The organism is Massilia oculi (assembly GCF_003143515.1).
In the GTDB taxonomy this organism is placed as follows: Bacteria; Pseudomonadota; Gammaproteobacteria; order Burkholderiales; family Burkholderiaceae_D; genus Telluria; species Telluria oculi.
This window is the reverse complement of sequence record NZ_CP029343.1, coordinates 989,757-1,006,376: the sequence shown is the minus strand read 5'-3', so window position 1 is coordinate 1,006,376 and position 16,620 is coordinate 989,757. Positions and strand designations below refer to the sequence as shown.

General features: G+C 65.2%; 19 protein-coding genes and 2 pseudogenes. 10 read left to right on the top strand and 11 right to left on the bottom strand.

The features are described 5' to 3' along the window. The first annotated feature begins 17 nt into the window (after nucleotides 1-17). On the top strand, nucleotides 18-452 hold the full coding sequence (locus DIR46_RS04740) for a hypothetical protein (protein WP_109344209.1): 435 nt from the start codon (nucleotides 18-20) through the stop codon (nucleotides 450-452). On the opposite strand, the gene DIR46_RS04735 is transcribed toward DIR46_RS04740, so the two are convergent. The 3 genes from DIR46_RS04735 to DIR46_RS04725 all read right to left on the bottom strand — a co-directional run bounded on the left by DIR46_RS04735 (nucleotide 414) and on the right by DIR46_RS04725 (nucleotide 2,984). After that, nucleotides 414-1,433 carry an SDR family oxidoreductase gene (locus DIR46_RS04735; protein ID WP_109344208.1) on the bottom strand — a complete coding sequence of 340 codons (1,020 nt, stop codon included), beginning with the start codon at nucleotides 1,431-1,433 and terminating at the stop codon, nucleotides 414-416. The genes DIR46_RS04740 and DIR46_RS04735 overlap by 39 nt on opposite strands. Before the next feature lie 224 nt (nucleotides 1,434-1,657). After that, on the bottom strand, nucleotides 1,658-2,659 hold the full coding sequence (locus tag DIR46_RS04730) for a sulfate ABC transporter substrate-binding protein (protein WP_109344207.1): 1,002 nt from the start codon (nucleotides 2,657-2,659) through the stop codon (nucleotides 1,658-1,660). Between the two features lie 112 nt (nucleotides 2,660-2,771). Next, a complete protein-coding gene (locus DIR46_RS04725; RefSeq protein ID WP_109344206.1) occupies nucleotides 2,772-2,984 on the bottom strand; it encodes a hypothetical protein in 213 nt (70 codons plus the stop codon). A 151-nt stretch (nucleotides 2,985-3,135) separates the two neighbouring features. Here DIR46_RS04725 and DIR46_RS04720 point away from each other — a divergent pair, with 151 nt between their 5' ends. Together DIR46_RS04720 and DIR46_RS04715 are read left to right on the top strand one after the other, a co-directional pair. Beyond that, nucleotides 3,136-3,879, top strand: coding sequence for a phosphatase PAP2 family protein (locus tag DIR46_RS04720; RefSeq protein WP_229446496.1), 744 nt, complete (start codon nucleotides 3,136-3,138; stop codon nucleotides 3,877-3,879). 20 nt (nucleotides 3,880-3,899) lie between these two features. Beyond that, complete coding sequence (locus DIR46_RS04715) at nucleotides 3,900-4,736, top strand: metallophosphoesterase family protein (protein ID WP_109344204.1); 837 nt, start codon at nucleotides 3,900-3,902, stop codon at nucleotides 4,734-4,736. An 85-nt stretch (nucleotides 4,737-4,821) separates the two neighbouring features. Here the strand turns inward: DIR46_RS04715 and cls are convergent, their stop codons facing one another. Together cls and DIR46_RS04705 are read right to left on the bottom strand one after the other, a co-directional pair. Then, nucleotides 4,822-6,210, bottom strand: a complete 1,389-nt coding sequence (gene cls / locus DIR46_RS04710; protein ID WP_109344203.1) for a cardiolipin synthase — start codon at nucleotides 6,208-6,210, stop codon at nucleotides 4,822-4,824. Then, nucleotides 6,207-8,383: pseudogene (locus tag DIR46_RS04705) on the bottom strand (site-specific recombinase). Before DIR46_RS04705 ends, cls begins: the two are co-directional and overlap by 4 nt. Before the next feature lie 211 nt (nucleotides 8,384-8,594). On the opposite strand from DIR46_RS04705, the gene DIR46_RS04700 reads away from it, so the two are divergent. The 4 genes and pseudogenes from DIR46_RS04700 to DIR46_RS04690 all read left to right on the top strand — a co-directional run. Continuing rightward, nucleotides 8,595-9,635: an extracellular catalytic domain type 2 short-chain-length polyhydroxyalkanoate depolymerase gene (locus DIR46_RS04700; protein ID WP_162819434.1), complete on the top strand. Its 1,041-nt coding sequence runs from the start codon at nucleotides 8,595-8,597 to the stop codon at nucleotides 9,633-9,635. A gap of 94 nt (nucleotides 9,636-9,729) precedes the next feature. After that, on the top strand, nucleotides 9,730-10,578 hold the full coding sequence (locus DIR46_RS04695; protein WP_370659987.1) for a branched-chain amino acid aminotransferase: 849 nt from the start codon (nucleotides 9,730-9,732) through the stop codon (nucleotides 10,576-10,578). A gap of 111 nt (nucleotides 10,579-10,689) precedes the next feature. Continuing rightward, nucleotides 10,690-10,875, top strand: coding sequence for a hypothetical protein (locus DIR46_RS28025; protein WP_229446706.1), 186 nt, complete (start codon nucleotides 10,690-10,692; stop codon nucleotides 10,873-10,875). Further along, a pseudogene (locus DIR46_RS04690) lies at nucleotides 10,791-11,276 on the top strand (IS1595 family transposase); the annotation flags it as partial. The gene DIR46_RS28025 and the pseudogene DIR46_RS04690, both read left to right, overlap by 85 nt. 68 nt (nucleotides 11,277-11,344) lie before the next feature. Here the strand turns inward: DIR46_RS04690 and DIR46_RS04685 are convergent. The 4 genes from DIR46_RS04685 to DIR46_RS04670 all read right to left on the bottom strand — a co-directional run bounded on the left by DIR46_RS04685 (nucleotide 11,345) and on the right by DIR46_RS04670 (nucleotide 13,479). Further along, nucleotides 11,345-12,013, bottom strand: a complete 669-nt coding sequence (locus tag DIR46_RS04685) for a YiaD family glycine zipper/OmpA-like lipoprotein (RefSeq protein ID WP_109344200.1) — start codon at nucleotides 12,011-12,013, stop codon at nucleotides 11,345-11,347. 105 nt (nucleotides 12,014-12,118) lie between these two features. Beyond that, nucleotides 12,119-12,265 carry a lmo0937 family membrane protein gene (locus tag DIR46_RS04680; protein WP_005671362.1) on the bottom strand — a complete coding sequence of 49 codons (147 nt, stop codon included), beginning with the start codon at nucleotides 12,263-12,265 and terminating at the stop codon, nucleotides 12,119-12,121. An 87-nt stretch (nucleotides 12,266-12,352) separates the two neighbouring features. Next, a complete protein-coding gene (locus tag DIR46_RS04675) occupies nucleotides 12,353-12,577 on the bottom strand; it encodes a hypothetical protein (protein ID WP_109344199.1) in 225 nt (74 codons plus the stop codon). Between the two features lie 182 nt (nucleotides 12,578-12,759). Then, a complete protein-coding gene (locus DIR46_RS04670; protein WP_109344198.1) occupies nucleotides 12,760-13,479 on the bottom strand; it encodes an outer membrane lipoprotein in 720 nt (239 codons plus the stop codon). 198 nt (nucleotides 13,480-13,677) lie between these two features. Between DIR46_RS04670 and DIR46_RS04665 the strand changes: the two genes are divergently transcribed. Beyond that, nucleotides 13,678-14,400 (top strand): Crp/Fnr family transcriptional regulator, encoded by a 723-nt coding sequence (locus tag DIR46_RS04665; protein ID WP_109344197.1) that lies wholly within the window; start codon nucleotides 13,678-13,680, stop codon nucleotides 14,398-14,400. Nucleotides 14,401-14,446: 46 nt separating this feature from the next. Here the strand turns inward: DIR46_RS04665 and DIR46_RS04660 are convergent, their stop codons facing one another. Further along, nucleotides 14,447-14,668 (bottom strand): YMGG-like glycine zipper-containing protein, encoded by a 222-nt coding sequence (locus tag DIR46_RS04660; RefSeq protein WP_109344196.1) that lies wholly within the window; start codon nucleotides 14,666-14,668, stop codon nucleotides 14,447-14,449. 21 nt (nucleotides 14,669-14,689) lie between these two features. Continuing rightward, nucleotides 14,690-15,016 (bottom strand): BON domain-containing protein, encoded by a 327-nt coding sequence (locus tag DIR46_RS04655; RefSeq protein ID WP_109344195.1) that lies wholly within the window; start codon nucleotides 15,014-15,016, stop codon nucleotides 14,690-14,692. A 228-nt stretch (nucleotides 15,017-15,244) separates the two neighbouring features. On the opposite strand from DIR46_RS04655, the gene DIR46_RS04650 reads away from it, so the two are divergent. Both DIR46_RS04650 and DIR46_RS04645 read left to right on the top strand, forming a co-directional pair. Then, nucleotides 15,245-15,631, top strand: a complete 387-nt coding sequence (locus tag DIR46_RS04650) for a DUF4398 domain-containing protein (protein ID WP_109344194.1) — start codon at nucleotides 15,245-15,247, stop codon at nucleotides 15,629-15,631. A gap of 78 nt (nucleotides 15,632-15,709) precedes the next feature. Continuing rightward, nucleotides 15,710-16,612, top strand: coding sequence for an OmpA family protein (locus tag DIR46_RS04645; RefSeq protein ID WP_109344193.1), 903 nt, complete (start codon nucleotides 15,710-15,712; stop codon nucleotides 16,610-16,612). Nucleotides 16,613-16,620: the final 8 nt, after the last annotated feature.

Here is a 16,620-nt window from a genome sequence, read left to right as displayed (position 1 = left end):
ACACTTATGGAGGCATTATGACTGGCACCAGCACACTTGATCCCGACAACTTCCCGGAACGCCCAGACCGCAACCTGGGCAAGGGCCACGGCATCGACGCGCTTGGCCCGAGCGATATTTCGGACACCGGCAGCGACGTCGTCGGCGGCCCCGGTTTCGCCGGCAATCTCGACCCTGAACAGACGCTCGATTTCGACGAAGGCACGACGTCCGACCTCGAAGCCAGCCACGCCGGCGACACCGCCGGGCCCGACGTGGGCGACGCCGATTTCTCGGGCGACAGCGATATGGGCGGCACCGGCGAGCGCGCCGCGGCCGGCCGCGACGCCGTGTCCAGGGACGGCGCCGACATCGATACCGACCGCATCGAGTCCATCCCCGATCTGCCGCTGACCGAGGAGGAGACCGATTTCTTAACGAGCCGTCCGCCGACTCAGGGCGAAGGCCGCTAGCAGGGCGCCGCCGCCCAGCAGGGCGGTTGCGATCTGCTTCGAGCGCAGCTGGGCCGCCGTGTACGGGCTGCGCTCATGGGTCTGGTAAATGCCCTGGCGCTCGCGCAGCTCGCGCGTGTGGTCGGGCTTGTGCAGGGCGTCACGGCGGCCCGGATCGGCCGGCGCCTCCGACCTCTGGCCCTTGAACATGGTCGCCGTCACATATTTGTCGAAGGCGCGCGGCAGGAAGCGGGCGCCCGATGAGTTCATCTTGGCCGCGCCGCCGACGAACACGTCGCGCTTCGGATGCTGGGCCGCATACAGGATGGCGTCGGCCACCAGCTCCGGCGCGTACACCGGCGATGGCAGCTTCGGTTCCTTTTCCATATAGTTCTTGGCGTGCACCGCGAACATGGTGTCGATGCCCGACGGCTTGACCAGGGTGATCGACATCGGCGCGCCTTCTTTTTCCAGTTCCATGCGCAGCGAATCGGTGAAGCCCTTCACCGCGTGCTTGGACGCCGCGTACATGCCCTGCAGCGGGATGCCGTGGTCGGACAGTTCGCTGCCCAGGTTGATCAGGGCGCCGCCGCCGCGCAGCTTCATGCGCTTGACCGCTTCCAGCGAGCCGTTCACGACGCCCCAGAAGTTGGTCTGGAACAGGCGGTGGTGGTCTTCGGGCGCGATGTCCTCGATGCGGCCGAAGATCGAGATGCCGGCATTGTTGACCCAGGTGTCGATGCGGCCGAATTCGCGGATGGCGGCGTCGCCGATGCGCTCGACGTCCTCGATCTTGCCGACGTCGGCGGTGACAACGATGACATCGGCGCCGCGGGCGCGCAGTTCGTGGGCCAGTTCGTCCAGTGCGTCGTCGGCGCGCGCCGCCAGCACCAGGCGGGCGCCGCGCTCGGCGGCCATGCGCGCGGTCGACAGGCCGATGCCGCTGGTGGCGCCGGTGATGACCATGACTTGCTCGTTGATCTTGCGGAGTTTGACTGACATTGCGTGATCCTTTCCGTGTTCGGGTTATGCAGGGAAGGACCGCCGCGTTCGCGACAGCGATGCGCGGCAGGTCACGAGTTAGTGAATTGTTCACTTCGTGACCGAGTTTGCTATTTCAAGGGATTTCTTGGCGCGCGGGTGAGGCGATGCGTCATGCGCGAAAAAAAGACGCCGCCCCACCAGTGGCGGGAACGGCGTCCAGGAGACATGGTGCGGTGTATGGCCTACTTCCTGGTATAGATCTGGTCGAAGATGCCGCCGTCGGCGAAGTGGTTCTTCTGGGCCGCGGTCCATCCGCCCAGCTCGCTGATCTGGAACAGCTTGATCTGCGGGAATTGCGACGCATATTTCTTGGCGAACTTGTCGACCGCCGGGCGATAGTAGTTCCTGGCGATGATGTCCTGGCCTTCGTCGCTGTAAAGGTATTCGAGGTAGGCCTGGGCCACCTTGCGGGTGCCTTTCTTGTCGACGTTCTTGTCGACCACGGCGACCGGCGGCTCGGCCAGGATGCTCAGCGACGGCGCGACGATCTCGAATTTATCGGGACCGAGTTCGCGCAGCGCCAGCAGCGCCTCGTTTTCCCAGGCCAGCAGCACGTCGCCGATGCCGCGCTCGACGAAGGTGGTGGTCGCACCGCGCGCGCCGGAATCGAGCACCGGCACGTTCTTGTACAGGGCGCCCAGGAACTCGGCCGCCTTCTGCGGATTGCCGCCCGGCTGGCGCAGCGCGTAGCCATAGGCCGCGAGGTGGTTCCAGCGCGCGCCGCCCGAGGTCTTCGGATTCGGCGTGATCACCGAGACGCCCGGCTTGACCAGGTCGTTCCAGTCCTTGATCTTCTTCGGATTGCCCTTGCGCACCAGGAACACGATGGTCGAGGTGTACGGCGCGCTATGGTATTGCAGCTTCTTTTCCCAGCCCGGATTGATCAGGCCCTTGTCGCGGATGGCGTCGATATCGTAGGCCAGCGCCAGGGTGACGACGTCGGCCTGGAGGCCGTCGATCACCGAACGCGCCTGCTTGCCCGAACCGCCGTGCGATTGCTTCACGGTGACGTTGTCGCCGGTCCTGGCTTTCCAGTGCCTGGCGAAAGCAGCGTCGAACTCGTGGTACAGCTCGCGGGTCGGGTCGTACGACACGTTGAGCAGGTTGACGTCGGCGGCGAATGCCGAGGTCTGCACCAGCAGGGTCAGCGCTGCCAGCGAACGGATGAAGGTTTTGCGAAGCATTGATTATCTTTCTGGAGGGTGGGAAACCGTAGCGTACGGTCCCGGCCCACCGAAAGAGAACGAATAAATTCACGCAACCATATGCGTTTTCTTAGCGTAGATCCGGGATGGATCAGTGTGCCTTGGAAAGAATGAGCAGCCAGCGGCGGAACAGCAGGATCTCGACGTGGCCGGCCTCGACACCGGTATCGCACTCGATGACTGGATTGACCGCATAGAAGCGCTTGCGGAAATCGCGGGTGATGATGATTTCGCGGCGGCCGATGCGCGCCAGGAAAGGTACGGGTGCGTGTTCCAGGCCGAAGGAGCTGTTCAGAGTGGTCATGTTCGTTTCCTTGTATCGAAGTGGTTGTGCAGTGAGGAAAGAATAACACAACTACTGTACAAATCCACAGCTACTGTTCGGATATACAGTAAATTTTTGCGTGTGTGGTTTTTTCGCCAAGTCAGTCATAATCAATGTCATGAGCAATATCGTGCCCCGCCTTCACCGTTTTGCCGCCGCCCGCTTCTCGCCCGAAGGCGAGTATGGCCTCCATCTCACTGTCGGCATCGCCTTCCTGCTGCTGGCGATGGCAGGCTTCGCCCACCTGGCCGGCGCGCTCAATGCCGGCGCTCCGATCACCCGGCTCGACGTGGTGGTGGCCGAGTGGCTGCACGCGCACGCGAGCCAGGGCGGCCTGTTGCGCGATGCGCTGCTGGTGCTGACCCATGTGCACAGTACGCCCGGCGTGCTCGCGATCGCCTTCGGCGTCGGCATCTGGCTGTACCGGCGCGGGCATCGCTACTGGGTCGTGGCGCTGGTCTCCAGCGTGCCGGGCGGGATGCTGCTCAATGTGGCGCTCAAGCATACCTTCGAGCGCGCGCGTCCCCATTTCGAGGAGCCGATCCTCACCCTCACCACCTATAGTTTCCCGAGCGGGCACACGATGGCCGCCACCGTGCTGTACGGCGTACTGGCCTGCTACTTCGCGCGTCATGCCAGGTCCTGGATCGGGCGCCTGCTGCCTTTCGTGCTGGCGGCGCTGATGATCGGCCTGGTCGCGTTCTCGCGCATGTACCTCGGCGCCCACTACCTGACCGATATCCTGGCCGCGCTGGCCGAGGGCTGCGGCTGGCTGGCGATCTGCATCGGCGGCGCCGCCACCCTGAACCGGCGCCATGCCCGCGCCGCGCGCGAACGCGGCGAGCAGGGCGGGGCGCCGCCGCAAGAGATATAACAGACACCAAGGAGACCCCGATGCGCACCCTCGTTCACCTGTCGGACCTGCATTTCGGCCGCGTCGACCAGGCGCTGCTCGGCCCCCTGCGGGAGCTGGTCGAGCGCATCGCGGCCGACGTGGTCGTGATCTCGGGCGACCTGACCCAGCGCGCCAAGGTCGAGGAATTCGAAGAAGCGCGCGCCTTCCTCGATTCGCTGCCCGGCCCGCAGATCATCGTGCCCGGCAACCACGACATCTCGCTGTACAACGTGTTCCGTCGCTTCATGCGCCCCCTGGCGCGCTACAAGCGCTACATCACCGACGAGCTCGAGCCCGCGTTCATCGACGACGAGATCGCCGTGGTGGGCGTCAACACCGCGCGTTCGCTGACCATCAAGGACGGCCGCATCAGCCACGAGCAGGTGGCGGGGCTGCGCGAGCGCCTGGCCGGCCTGGGGCCGGAGGTCACGCGCATCGTCGTCACCCATCACCCCTTCGATTTGCCGGAACACTTCGAAAAGCGCGACCTCGTGGTGCGCGCGCCGATGGCGATGGAGGTGTTCGCCGAAACCAGCGTCGACATCCTGATGGCCGGCCACATGCATGCCAGCCACGCGGGCAGCACGGCGGCGCGCTACCAGATCGCGGAGTACGCGGCGCTCGTGGTCCAGGCCGGCACCGCCACCTCCACCCGCGGGCGCGGCGAAGTCAATTCGTTCAATGTGGTGCGGGTCGAGCCGCAGCGGGTCGAGATCGACCGCTATGGCTGGGACGCGGTGGGCGGCAGGTTTGCGCTTGTCACGACCGAGAAGTTCGTGCGGGCCGGGAGCATCTGGTCGCCGCACAGCGACGGGATGCTGGCGGCCGGTCTCTGAACCGGCCGCGGTATTTCAGCTCCCGCATTTCAGATTCCGCAGTTCAGATCCCGCAGTTCAGATCCCGCATTTCAGATCCCGCATTTCAGATCCAATACTCGGTCAGGCGCGACATCATCTCGCGCAGCCGATCGCTCCACGGCCGCCGCTTCCAGTCGGCAAGCTTGATTTCTTTGGAGTGCCGCAGGTCTTCCCTGAACGCCGCTTCCATATCGCGCCCGAAGTGCGGATCGAGCACCACCACATTGACCTCGTAGTTGTGGATGAAGCTGCGGCGGTCGATATTGGCCGAGCCGATCGACGACCACATGCCGTCGATCACCGTGGTCTTGGCGTGCAATACCGCCACCTGCAGCTGGAAGATGCGCACGCCGCCTTCCAGCAGCTCCTGGTAGAACGATTCGCCCGCATACTTGATGAAGTCGTGGTCAGACACGCCCGGCAGCACCAGCTGCACGTCGACCCCGCGCTTCGCCGCCGCGACCAGGCTGTCGACGATCTGCCGGTCCGGCACGAAATAGGCGGCGGTCATGTGGATCGACTTCTTCGCTTCGCCGATGGCCAGCACCAGCGATTTATAGATCTCCGAGTCGCGGTCGGGCGATGTCGCCAGCACCCGCACCACTTTCTCGCCCACCGGGGCGAGCTTGGGGAAGTACTCGATCTCGGGCAGCTCGCCCGCGTCCTGGTGCACCCAGTTGTCGATGAATGCCCATTGCAGGGCGCCGACGGCCGGACCCTCGATCTTGATGTGGGTGTCGCGCCAGCCGACGTCTTCTTCGTTGACCCTGCCGGCGCGCTTGTTCGAGCGGAACAGCGAGCTGTTGGCATAGGTGCTGCTGATATTGATGCCGCCGGTGAAGGCGACCTTGCCGTCGACGATCATGATCTTGCGGTGGTCGCGGTTGTTCAGCGCCCATTTGCCGGGCCGCTTGGTCGGGTTCACCGGGTTGAACACCAGCACGTTGATGCCGGCCTGTTGCAGGCGTTCGAAGAATTCCTTCGGCGTGGCCAGGGTGCCGACGCCGTCGACGATGATGTTGACGGTCACGCCGTCGCGGCGCTTCTGCATCAGGATCTCGGCGAACTGGGTGCCGATCTCGTCATGGTCGAAGATATAGGTTTCGAGGTTGATCGAGGTCTTCGCGTTCTTCGCCGCCTCCATCATGGCGCGCATCGTGGCCGGGCCGTCGAACAGCAGCGAGACCTGGTTGCCGGCGATCAGCGGCACGCCGGTCGCCTGCTCTTCGAGCACCGCCAGCTGCTTGAGGTCGGGCGAGGCGCGCGCCCAGCGCCGCTTGAGCAGCGCCGCCGCCTGTCCGTCCTTGAGCTCGCCGCGCGGCGTGGCCACGGTGGGCACGGCCTTGTCTGGCGCTCCGGCGATGGTGCTGCGGTCGGGCAGGGCCTTGCATGAGGCGACCACGCAGACGAAACCGATGAAGCCACACCAGGCGGCGAAGCGCTTCTTGTTCATTTTATTCCCCTCGAGGACACGGTATCGGGCGGCGGCAACTGGCGATGCCGCGGGCCCAGGAAGAATTCGACCGGCGAATAGGCGAAGCGCCGGCCCAGCGCCTGTACCAGCAGGATCCAGCGCTTGAAGACGATCTTGCGCGCGCGCAGCGCCACCCACAGCGCCAGGCCGAAGCTCACCAGGAGGTTGACGGTGCCGATCATCAGGACGCCGGCGGTGGCGTTGGCGATCTGGGCCCAGGTCATGCCGTAGTCCAGGGCGACCATTGCAGTGGCGAAGTTGGCGGCCGAGAAGGTGATGTGGCGGATGTCGATCGGCAGGCCGAGCAGGAAGCCGACCGTACCGGTGGTGCCGAGCAGGATGCCGAAGAAGAAGTTACCCATCAGGCCGCCGAGATTGTCCTCGACATAGCCGCCCAGGCGCGCCGTGCGCTCGGCGCCTAGAAGGCGGCGCAGGGCGCGGATTTGCCGCACCCGCTGGCCCATGCGCGTATACAGCGCCTTGTTGTCGTAATAGCCCGAGATCAGGCCGGCCACGAACAGCCAGACGCCGGCGACGGCGGCGTAGAACAGGGCCGGGCTGTGCAGCGGGTCGATGTCGTTCAGCATGTGCAGCGCCTTGATCGGGTCGACCAGGTGGTGGCCGGTGTACCAGCGCACGCCTTCGGCAATGCCCATGGCCACCGGAAACGCCACCAGCACGTTGCCGAGCACCGCCACCATCTGGGTGCGGAACACTTTATTGACCAGTTCGGCCAGCTTGTCGACGTCGACGCCGCGCCCGGTGGCCGAGCGGTGCAGCGAGGCCGCGATGCGCTGCGCCGTCATGGCCGGCTGCTTGGTGGCGACCGTGAAGTGCAGCATGTGGATCAGCACGAAGCCGAGCGAGTAGTTCATGCTGAACAAAAAAGCCTCGACCAGCGGCGGCGTCCTCAGGTAGCCAAGCAGGATCTTGAACAGGCCATGAAGCCGACGATGAAGCCGGCGCCGGACGAGGACCACAGCATCTTGCGCAAGTCCTTGCGGTCTTCGGCGATGTAGTGCTCGCCGGTGCGGCTGGCGTTCTCGGTGACGTTGCGCGCCAGCAGGTGCACGTTGTCGCGCACCAGGCCGCTGACCTGGTACTTGGTGTTGTGGGCCTCGATCAATTCCTCGGCCAGTGCAATCGCGGCGCGCTGGCGCGGGCTCAGCATCGGGGTGTCGGTCAGCGCCAGCTGGCCGGGTTTGTCGGCTTGCGGCGCGACCCGTGCCAGCACCTCGCCGTCGATGACCAGCTCGTCCATGACTTCCGGCGCCGGGGCGGGGGCAGGTGAGGGTGTCGAGCCCTTCTCGTCGGTGACGTCGACCAGGAACAGCAGCTTCTGCAGGCGGTCGATGCTCTGCTGCACCGCCACCAGCAGGTAGGTGAGGGCGATGCTGGTGCCGTTGGACAGCGCCAGGCGCCGGATCTTGAGCACCACGTCCTCGCACTGGTCGAGCATCACCAGCAGGTGGCGCGCGTCGTCGGGGCGCTCGCGCTCGCCGCTCAGGTAGCGCGCGTATTCGTCGAGGTAGCGGTTGGCCTCGATGTTCTGCATCAGGAAGGGCGAATCGAAATTCTCGATCTGGCTGTAGCTGTGCACCAGGCGCGGCTCGAGGCCGAGCGCGCAGATGCGGCAGGACAGGGTGCGGATCGCGTCCAGCAGGCCTTTGAGCGTGACCACGAGCGCGCGGCCGGGCGCGCTGCCGTCCGGCGGCGCGGCATTGGCGATCACGTCGAACAGTTGCATCCAGTCGGCGTCGGGCACCGCGCGGATCCATTCGAAGTCGTCCTCGCGGTACAGCACCTGGTCGAGCGCGTCCGACAGATACAGGTCGTCCAGCGCCGGCGGCAGGAGACGGTAGGTGATGCGGCTCTTGAGTTCGGTAACGAAGCCGTCGGTCGACAGGATGCCGATATCGCTGTAAAGGCTGGTATGCCGCCGCTTCTCGAGCAGGGTCGTGACGTAGCGGCGCAGCGCCCAGGCCTGGGCTGGATTGCCTCTCAGGAGCTGGGTCAGTGTGCGCACCGCCTGGGCCGGGTCGTCCCCTTCCTGCCATACCCAGCGCTGGCGCGGGCGCAGGTGGCAGACCAACTCGACCAGCAGGTCGATGTCGTCGCTGTAGGGATCGATCCGTTCGAGTGTAGCAAGCATGAAAACAATTTTTACTGGAAAGCCGTAGTGTACGCGACGAGACCGGTAAATATGGTGTGGCAACGAACAGTAAGGGAAGGGAATGAAACCGCCGACAGTTGGATATGTGCAAGTCACGCCAAATAGTGCTTGCTCTGGCGAGTATTTCCTTGGAGCATGTATTTGCTGCCCGGCGCCGTTGCCGCGGCGGCCGGATGCGAAAGGCGATGAGATGAAACGAAGAATACTGACCGTAATGCTGTCCTGGGCCGTGGCGGGCGCCGCCATGGCCCAGCAAGCCGTGCCGCTGCCGGCACTGGGGGCCGACCTGGGCCAGACCACGGCCTCCGGCCTCGATTCCGGCGGCTTCATGGCGGGCCAGCTCGCAGCGGCCTACTCGAGCCAGATCGCGGGGGTCGGCATCATCGGCGGCGGCCCCTTCTATTGCGCAGGCACCTACCCCGAGCGCAGCACACTGGAAAATGCGGCCGATGCCTGCATGAACCCGATCGCCCGGCCGGTCGGCGCCGATGGCGCGGTGTCGTTCAGGAACGCGCGCAAGTTCGCCGCTGACGGCCGCATCGATCCGGTGCAGAACCTGGCGCGACAACGGGTGTACGTCGCCAGCGGCGGCAACGACGTGGTGGTCAGGACCTCGGTGGTGGAAGAGGTGCGGACGTTCTACCAGCAGGCGGGCGCGGCTCCCGGCCAGATCAGGTATGTCTTCAACGGCGAGGCCGGCCATGCGATCGCCACCGATCATCCGGACGACCCGCCATGCGCGGCCACCCAGCCTCCCTATATCAACAATTGCGGCTTCGTGCAGGCGCACGAGGTGCTGCGGCACCTGTACCCGGAACGCACCCGCGCGGCCGGCGGCGCGCCATCGGGCCAGCTGATCCGCTTCGACCAGCGTGAATTCGTCCGCGGCCTGCGCACCAGCATGGATGCCGAGGCGTATGTCTACGTGCCGGACGCCTGCCGTGGCGGCGGATGCGCGGTGCACGTCGTCTTCCACGGCTGCAGCCAGGGCGCCTCCGAGATCGGGAGCCGGTTCTACCGGAATGTGGGCTATAACGAATTCGCCGATGCCAACCGCCTGATCGTGCTGTATCCGCAGGTCTCCCGTTCCAATCGCATTCCCGCCAACCCCAGGGGCTGCTGGGATTTCTGGGGCTATTCGCAGGACCAGCAGGGCGCCTTCTTCGCGACGAAGCAGGCGCCGCAGATGCAGGCCGTGATGGCCATGGTCGAGCGGCTGGGGCGCAAGTGATGTGCGCGCGACCCGCTAGCCCGGGCTGCGTGGCGCGGCGGCGGCGCTGGACGGGCCGGCGCCGATCCCGCTACACTGGTACGGTTTTGCAATGATGAAGGAAACAATGTACCTCACTTATTACAACGGCCAATGGGCTGAAGGTAACACTCCACTGTATGGCGCAATGGACCACAGCCTGTGGCTCGGTTCGTCCGTGTTCGACGGCGCGCGCGCGATCCGCGGCAAGCTGCCCGACCTGCGTCCGCACCTTGAGCGCGTCATCGCCTCCGCCGAGAAACTGGGCCTGCGCTGCCCGCTGACGGTCGACGAGATGGAAGCCCTGGTGCGCGAAGGCGTGGCCAGATTCCCGCTTGATGCCGAACTCTATATTCGTCCGCTGGTGTTCGGTTCCGAGGGCTTCCTGATCCCGGTCGCCGAAAAAAGCCAGTTCGCGCTGACCCTGTTCGATGCGCCGCTGCCACCGTTCACGGGCTTCTCGGCCTGCCTGTCGACCATGCGCCGTCCGCAGCCGGACATGGCGCCAACCGACGCCAAGGCCTCGGCCCTGTACGCCAACTCGACCCGCGCGATGCGCGAAGCGAAGGAGCGCGGCTTCGACCAGGCCATCATGCTCGACGCCGAAGGCCATGTGGCCGAATTCGCGGCGTCGAACCTGTTCCTGGTGACGGAAGATGGCAAGGTGGTGACGCCGGCCCTGAACGGCACCTTCCTGGCGGGGATCACCCGGGCGCGCGTGATGGCGCTGCTGGCCGAGGCCGGCGTGCAGGTCGAACAGCGCAGCGTCAAGCCAGCCGAACTGAATACCGCGCGCGAGATCTTCAGCACCGGCAACTACGGCAAGGTCACGCCGTGCACCCGCTACGAGGACCACACGCTTGAAGCGGGGCCGGTTGCGCGCCAGGCGCGCGAGCTGTACCTGGCGTTCACCGAAGCGACGTAAGACGTTTCGGACTCGAAAAAGAAGGCGCTGTACCCGTTGGATATGGATGAGCATTGAACTGCTGAGCTGACCCGCGTTCCAACCCCGGTCGTCATCGATCGGGAGCGCGCAATGAAAGCGCCGGAATGTGCGAAGCTGTTCAACGGGTTGGCGCTGCTGAACCAGCGGCAGCGCCGGCAGGTGCTCACCGTCCTGCATCCGGCAGGCGGGCTCGACCGAGTGATCGCCCTCCGCGCAAACGCGGTGGCAGGGCCGCCCTGCGCGACAGCTCACGTCACCTCGACTGCATCCTGGTAGTGCGCGACCGCAGCGGACAGACCATCGATGCCGTCACCGGCCGCGGCGCCTTGAAGGTGACCCAACTGGTCAAGCACCTGCTGCCGACACGCGATTCGCAAGCGCTGCTGGTCACCGACGCCAACGCCGCCTATCGCGCCTTCGCCCAAGCCCTTGGCATTGCGCACCAGGCCGTCAATCTCAGTGCCGGTGAGCGGGTCCGCAGCGGCGTCGAAGCCGCGATCCATCTTCAACATGTGAACGCCTATCATCGGCGCTTCAGGAAATGGCTGGCGCGCTTCCATGGCGTGGCGTCGCGCTGGCTACCCAACTACCTTGGCTGGCATTGGGCGATCGATGGTGGGAGGGTCACTTCTGCCGAGCAATTGCTGCGTATCGCATTCAAGGTCATCAACAGATAACGATGACAGCGCCAAAAAGAAAGGCCGGCATTGCCGGCCTTTGTCGTTAGTGGGGGAGGGGGGGGCGATCAGCCGCGCGCCGGTTCGGCGACGTAGATCTCGACGCGGCGGTTGCGTGCCTTGCCTGCGCTGTCGTTGTTCGAGGCGATCGGTTCGCGCGAGCCGCGGCCTTCGATGGTGATGCGGTTCGGGTTCACGCCGCGGCCGGCGAGGAAGTCGCGGGTGCGCGAGGCGCGGTCGACCGACAGCGGCTGGTTGATCGCGTCGCTGCCGGTGCTGTCGGTGTGGCCGATGATGACGACGTTGGTGTTCGGGTTCTCCTGCAGGGTCTGGGCGAAGCGCTGCAAGATCGGCTGGAAATTGCCTTTGATGTCGGAACGGCCCGTGTCGAACGAGATGTCGCTCGGGATTTCCAGCTTCAGGCGGTTGTCCTGGGTCTGGGTGACTTGCACGCCGGTGCCCTGGGTGGCTTGTTCCATCTGCTGCTTCTGCGCTTCCATGCGCTTGGACCAGATGTTGCCGATCACGGCGCCCGCAGCCGCGCCGATGGCGGCGCCACCGGCAACGCGGCCACCGCCGCCGCCGCTGGTCGTGCCGCCGATCAGGCCGCCCAGGCCGGCGCCGATGCCGGCGCCGGTCGCGGTGCCGCGCTGGGTGGCGGACATGTCGGCGCAACCGGTGGCGGTCAGGGCGACGATGGCGATGGCGGCGGTGGTTTTGATGAAGTTTTTCTGCATGGTGGAACTCCTTAAGTAAAAAATCCGTTTCGTCGTCACGCCCGAATCAGGCGCGACCGCGAAACGGATTGGGTGCTGCGACAAGCATGACTTGCCGCTCTACTGCTATATGCCGCGTCCGCTGATCAGGCGCACCAGGATCATGATGACGGCGACGACCAGCAGGATGTGGATGAAGCCGCCGATGGTGTACGAGGTCACCAGGCCGAGCAGCCAAAGGATAACGAGAACGACAGCGATGGTATACAACATGATGGTTTCTCCTCTACTGTTTGCGCCGGTTGCGCTGTGATTCCAGTATGTAGTTGCATACTGTTGTGTACCGTTCGATGGCGTACATTATGCGCAACTTTTTTGTTTTCGCAAGCCAGGGATCCAGCCCATCATGCCCACCAGGCCGGTGCAGCCGATCAGGCAGGTGAGCAGGCCGCCCGCGATCAGGAACACGATGTCCTGCGGTTGCAGGTGCGCCTGCCCATCGGGCGCGGCCCCGGCCGACAACAGGCCGAACAGAGTGAGTACGATTCCCCAGACGATGATGCCGATCCATGCCATGCTGTTCATGCGCTTCTCCCACGGTTGATGGTGTCCCGCTTTTCGTTTCAGCGTGATTCGATTGTCGGGTCAGCTCATCCATATTTCCGTGCGTTGGCGCACATTGCACTCAGGAAAAACATTGGCCGGGACGCTTGCGCAATCCCGGCCATGTGCTAGCCATGCAGCCTGCTTGATTCAGTCCATCCGATTCACGCCACCGAGCGCAGCTTGCCCTTGACGATGCGCACGCGGTCGCCGCTGCGCCATTGCGGCTGGCTGTTCTGGCGGAAGGTGCGCAGGGTGCCGTCGTCCAGGCGCACGCGGATCTCGTAGCTGGTGGTCGCCTTCATATTGCCTTCGACCTGGTTGCCGACCACGGCGCCGCCGATCGCGCCGGCCGCAGTGGCCAGGGTACGGCCGTTGCCGCCGCCCACCTGGTTGCCCAGCAGGCCGCCGATGACGGCGCCGCCGGCCGCGCCCAGGCCACTGCCTTCAGCGCGCTGGGTGATGGTGCGGACCGATTCCACGTTGCCGCAGTTCTCGCACCAGTTGCGCTCATTGGCGGCGACCTGAGTCGGCCTGGTTTCCTTGACCGGTGTCGCCACGACTGGCGCGGTGACCGGTGCGGGTGCTTGCACCGGAGCGGGCGCATAGGCCTGCTGCTGTGCTTGCTGTGCCGGCGCGAGCGGTGCGCCCGGATAGGCGGTGTAGCCCGGCGCCTGCTGGGGAACGTCCTGCGGCAGGGTGGAAGCGAGGGCCTGGCGGTCGGCTTCGGTCAGCGGTCGGTTGGCGGTGCCGCCGGTGGAGGAGGGCAGCCAGCCCATGATGGCGGCGGTGCCGACCAGGCTGAACAGCACGACCGCAGCGGCCGCCAGCAGCAGCAGCGGGTGGGTGCGGTTCTTAACGGGATTATGTGGGGGCGTATTCATCTTTATTCCTTTCGTATGGCGTTGACGCCTTGGTACATTGATTGTCTTCAGGAACAACCCGGGGTTCCGTGCGTCACCGTACATACTCGCTCAAGGGGCGACGGTTACGCTGCCATAAATTGTTTGCAAATGTATCTGGAACGGGGCGCTTCCGGCTTGCGCCGCGTACTGATCCTTACAATTTTCTCTGAGGAAAGAATGAACGCTGCCGTTCCCCCGCCCGTTACTGACTGCTACAGCAACCTGCTGCTCGCTGCGTTGCCGTCGCAAGAGATGGCGCGCATGTTGCCGATGCTGGACCAGGTCCGGGTGGAGGCAGGGCAGGTGCTGTGCGAAGCCGGGGATCCGATCGAGCACATCTATTTCCCCCACGATTGCCTGGTGTCCCTGCTGGGTGTGGCCGAGGGGCGCATGACGCTCGAGGTCGGCCAGGTGGGGCGCGAAGGCATGCTGGGCGTGACCACCGCATTGGGCCACGACACGACCCAGGTGCGCGCCGTGGTCCAGCGCGCCGGCAACGCCAGCCGCATGGACGGCGCGCGCTTTCGCAGCGAGGTCGAACGCAATCCGGCGCTGCAAAAGGTGCTGTACCGGTATACCGATGCGCTGCTGGCGCAGGCGATCCAGATCGCCGTCTGCAGCCGCTTCCACGTGCTCGAGGCGCGGCTCGCGCGTTCGCTGCTGGTCACGCGCGATCGCCTGCAATCCGACAAATTCCACCTGACCCATGAATTCCTCGCGCACTCGCTTGGCGTGCGCCGCGTGGGCGTCACCAAGGCCGCCAGCGCGCTGCAGCAGCAAGGCCTGATCGACTATAGCCGCGGCAATATCGAGATCCTCGATCCCGAAGGACTGGCGGCGGCGGCCTGCAGTTGCTACGCCATCGTCAGGGAGGCCGGCGCCATGCCGGTCGCCAAGTAGAAACGCCCGGCAAGCCGGGCGTTTTGCTGTCGGACGAGGCCGTCGATCAGTTGGTGGTCTTGACCTGGTTGCCGATCACGCCGCCGACGGCTGCGCCGCCCACGGTGCCGAGCGCGCTGCCGCCGCTCACGGCGCCACCCAGGACGGCGCCGGCGCCGGCGCCGATGGCGGTGTTACGGTCCTGCTTCGACATGTTCGAGCAGCCGACCATGCCGAAGGCGGCGGTTGCCAGGGTTGCGGTCACTACCAGCGATTTGATGTTTTTCATGATGATCTCCTTTTGATGGGGTTACTTCAGGCGCAAGTCATTCCTGACCGATTTGACGCCCTTGACGGTTCGCGCGACCGAGGCCGCCGCGGCTACGCTGTCGGCCGAGCTTACGAAGCCGCTGAGCCGGACAATGCCTTGATACGTGTCGACATCGAGATCGGACACCGTCAGTTCGGGATCGAGCTTGATGGCGCTGCGCACGCCGGCGCTGATGGCTTCGTCATTAACGGTCTCGGCGCTGCCGAAACCGGGAATGCCTGAGGCACAACCTGCCAGCGGTCCGCAGGCCAGGAAGGCCAGCAGGACTGGAATGCTTGCGTGACGCTTGATGCTCGATCCGTTCATTCGGGTATGTCGCTTTCTCGGTGACTTGGTGCAAGACTAAAGTTCGTTGCTAATTTGATCTGTTCGGCAACACACAATCGGCGCGCTGTGTTGTTACAGGGTGTTTCAGGCGCGACCTGGCGCGGGTCTTGTCTGGCCGGTGTGGAAGTCAATGTGCGTCAACGAACTGAGTGCCGGAGATAACAGGTTTATAACGTTCTCTACAACACTTCCCCAGGAGAATATGCGATGAATAAACATCAAACGATGACCGGGCTTCGCCTCAGCTGCGCCGCAGTTGTGCTGACACTGACCGCATGCGCGAGTCCCGACCAGGCTCCCGCGACGGCCGACGTGGCGGTTTCGCGCCACGCGGTCGAGAACGCCGTGTCGGCAGGCGCCGCCGAACTGGCGCCGGCCGAGATCAGCGCCGCCCGCGACAAGATGGGCCGAGCCAACCAGGCCCTGGCCGCGCGCGACTACAAGCTGGCGCGCGAGCTGGCGATCCAGGCCCAGGCCGATGCCAAGCTGGCTCAGAGCAAGGCCGTGTCGGCCAAGGCGACCGCCGCTTCGACCCAGCTGAACGAAGACCTGCGCGTGCTGCGCGAGGAAGTCGATCGCGCCAACGCCCAGTGAGATGAACCGTCGACGTCCGCATAGAACGCATGAGTCCGCGCCGTCGAACGGCGCTTCAACAAGAAGAGGAACAAGAACATGAAAAACCGTAAATCCGCCGTCTCGATCCTGGCCGCCGCCGTGCTGGCCGCCGCCTGCGCCAGCGCCCCGGTGACCACCGCGACCCTGGACCAGGCGCGCGCCGACTTCGTCAGCGCCAACAACAACCCGCAAGTGTCGACCTATGCGCCGATGGAGTTCAAGCAGGCCAGCGAAGCGCTCGACCAGGCCAACCAGGCCGCGCATCGCCGCGAAAGCCTGGAAGACGTCGACCGACTGGCCTATGTCGCCAAGCAGCGCATCGCCACCGCGCAGGAAGTGGCCAAGGCCAAGGCCGCAGAAGCCGACATCGCCGACGCCTCGCGCCAGCGCGACCAGGTCCGCCTGGAAGCCCGTACCGCCGAAGCCGAGCGCGCCAAGCGCGAGGCCGAAGCCGCCACCGCCGCGGCCCAGCAGGCGCAGGCCCAGGCCCAGTCCGCCCAGCAGCAGAACGCTGCCCTGGCCGAGCGCGCCGCCCACCTGGAAGCCTTGCTGAACGACATCCAGGCCGTCAAGACCGAGCGCGGCTACGTGGTGACGATCGGCGATGTGCTGTTCGCAACCAACCAGGCGACCCTGAATCCGAACGGAATGTCGACCCTGCGCAAGCTGGCCGACGTGATGCGCGAGAACCCTGACCGTACGGTGCTGGTCGAAGGGTTTACGGACAGTACCGGCAGTGCGAGCTACAACCAGGACCTGTCGCAGCGCCGCGCCAACGCGGTCGCCAGCGCCCTGGGCGAAATGGGCGTGCCGCGCGATCGCATCTCGATGAAGGCCTACGGCCAGGCATTCCCGGTGGCGTCGAACGACAACGCTTCCGGCCGCCAGCAGAACCGCCGCGTCGAGATCGTGCTGTCCAACGATGGCGCCCAGATTCCACCACGCGCAGCAATGCGTTGAACCGCTTT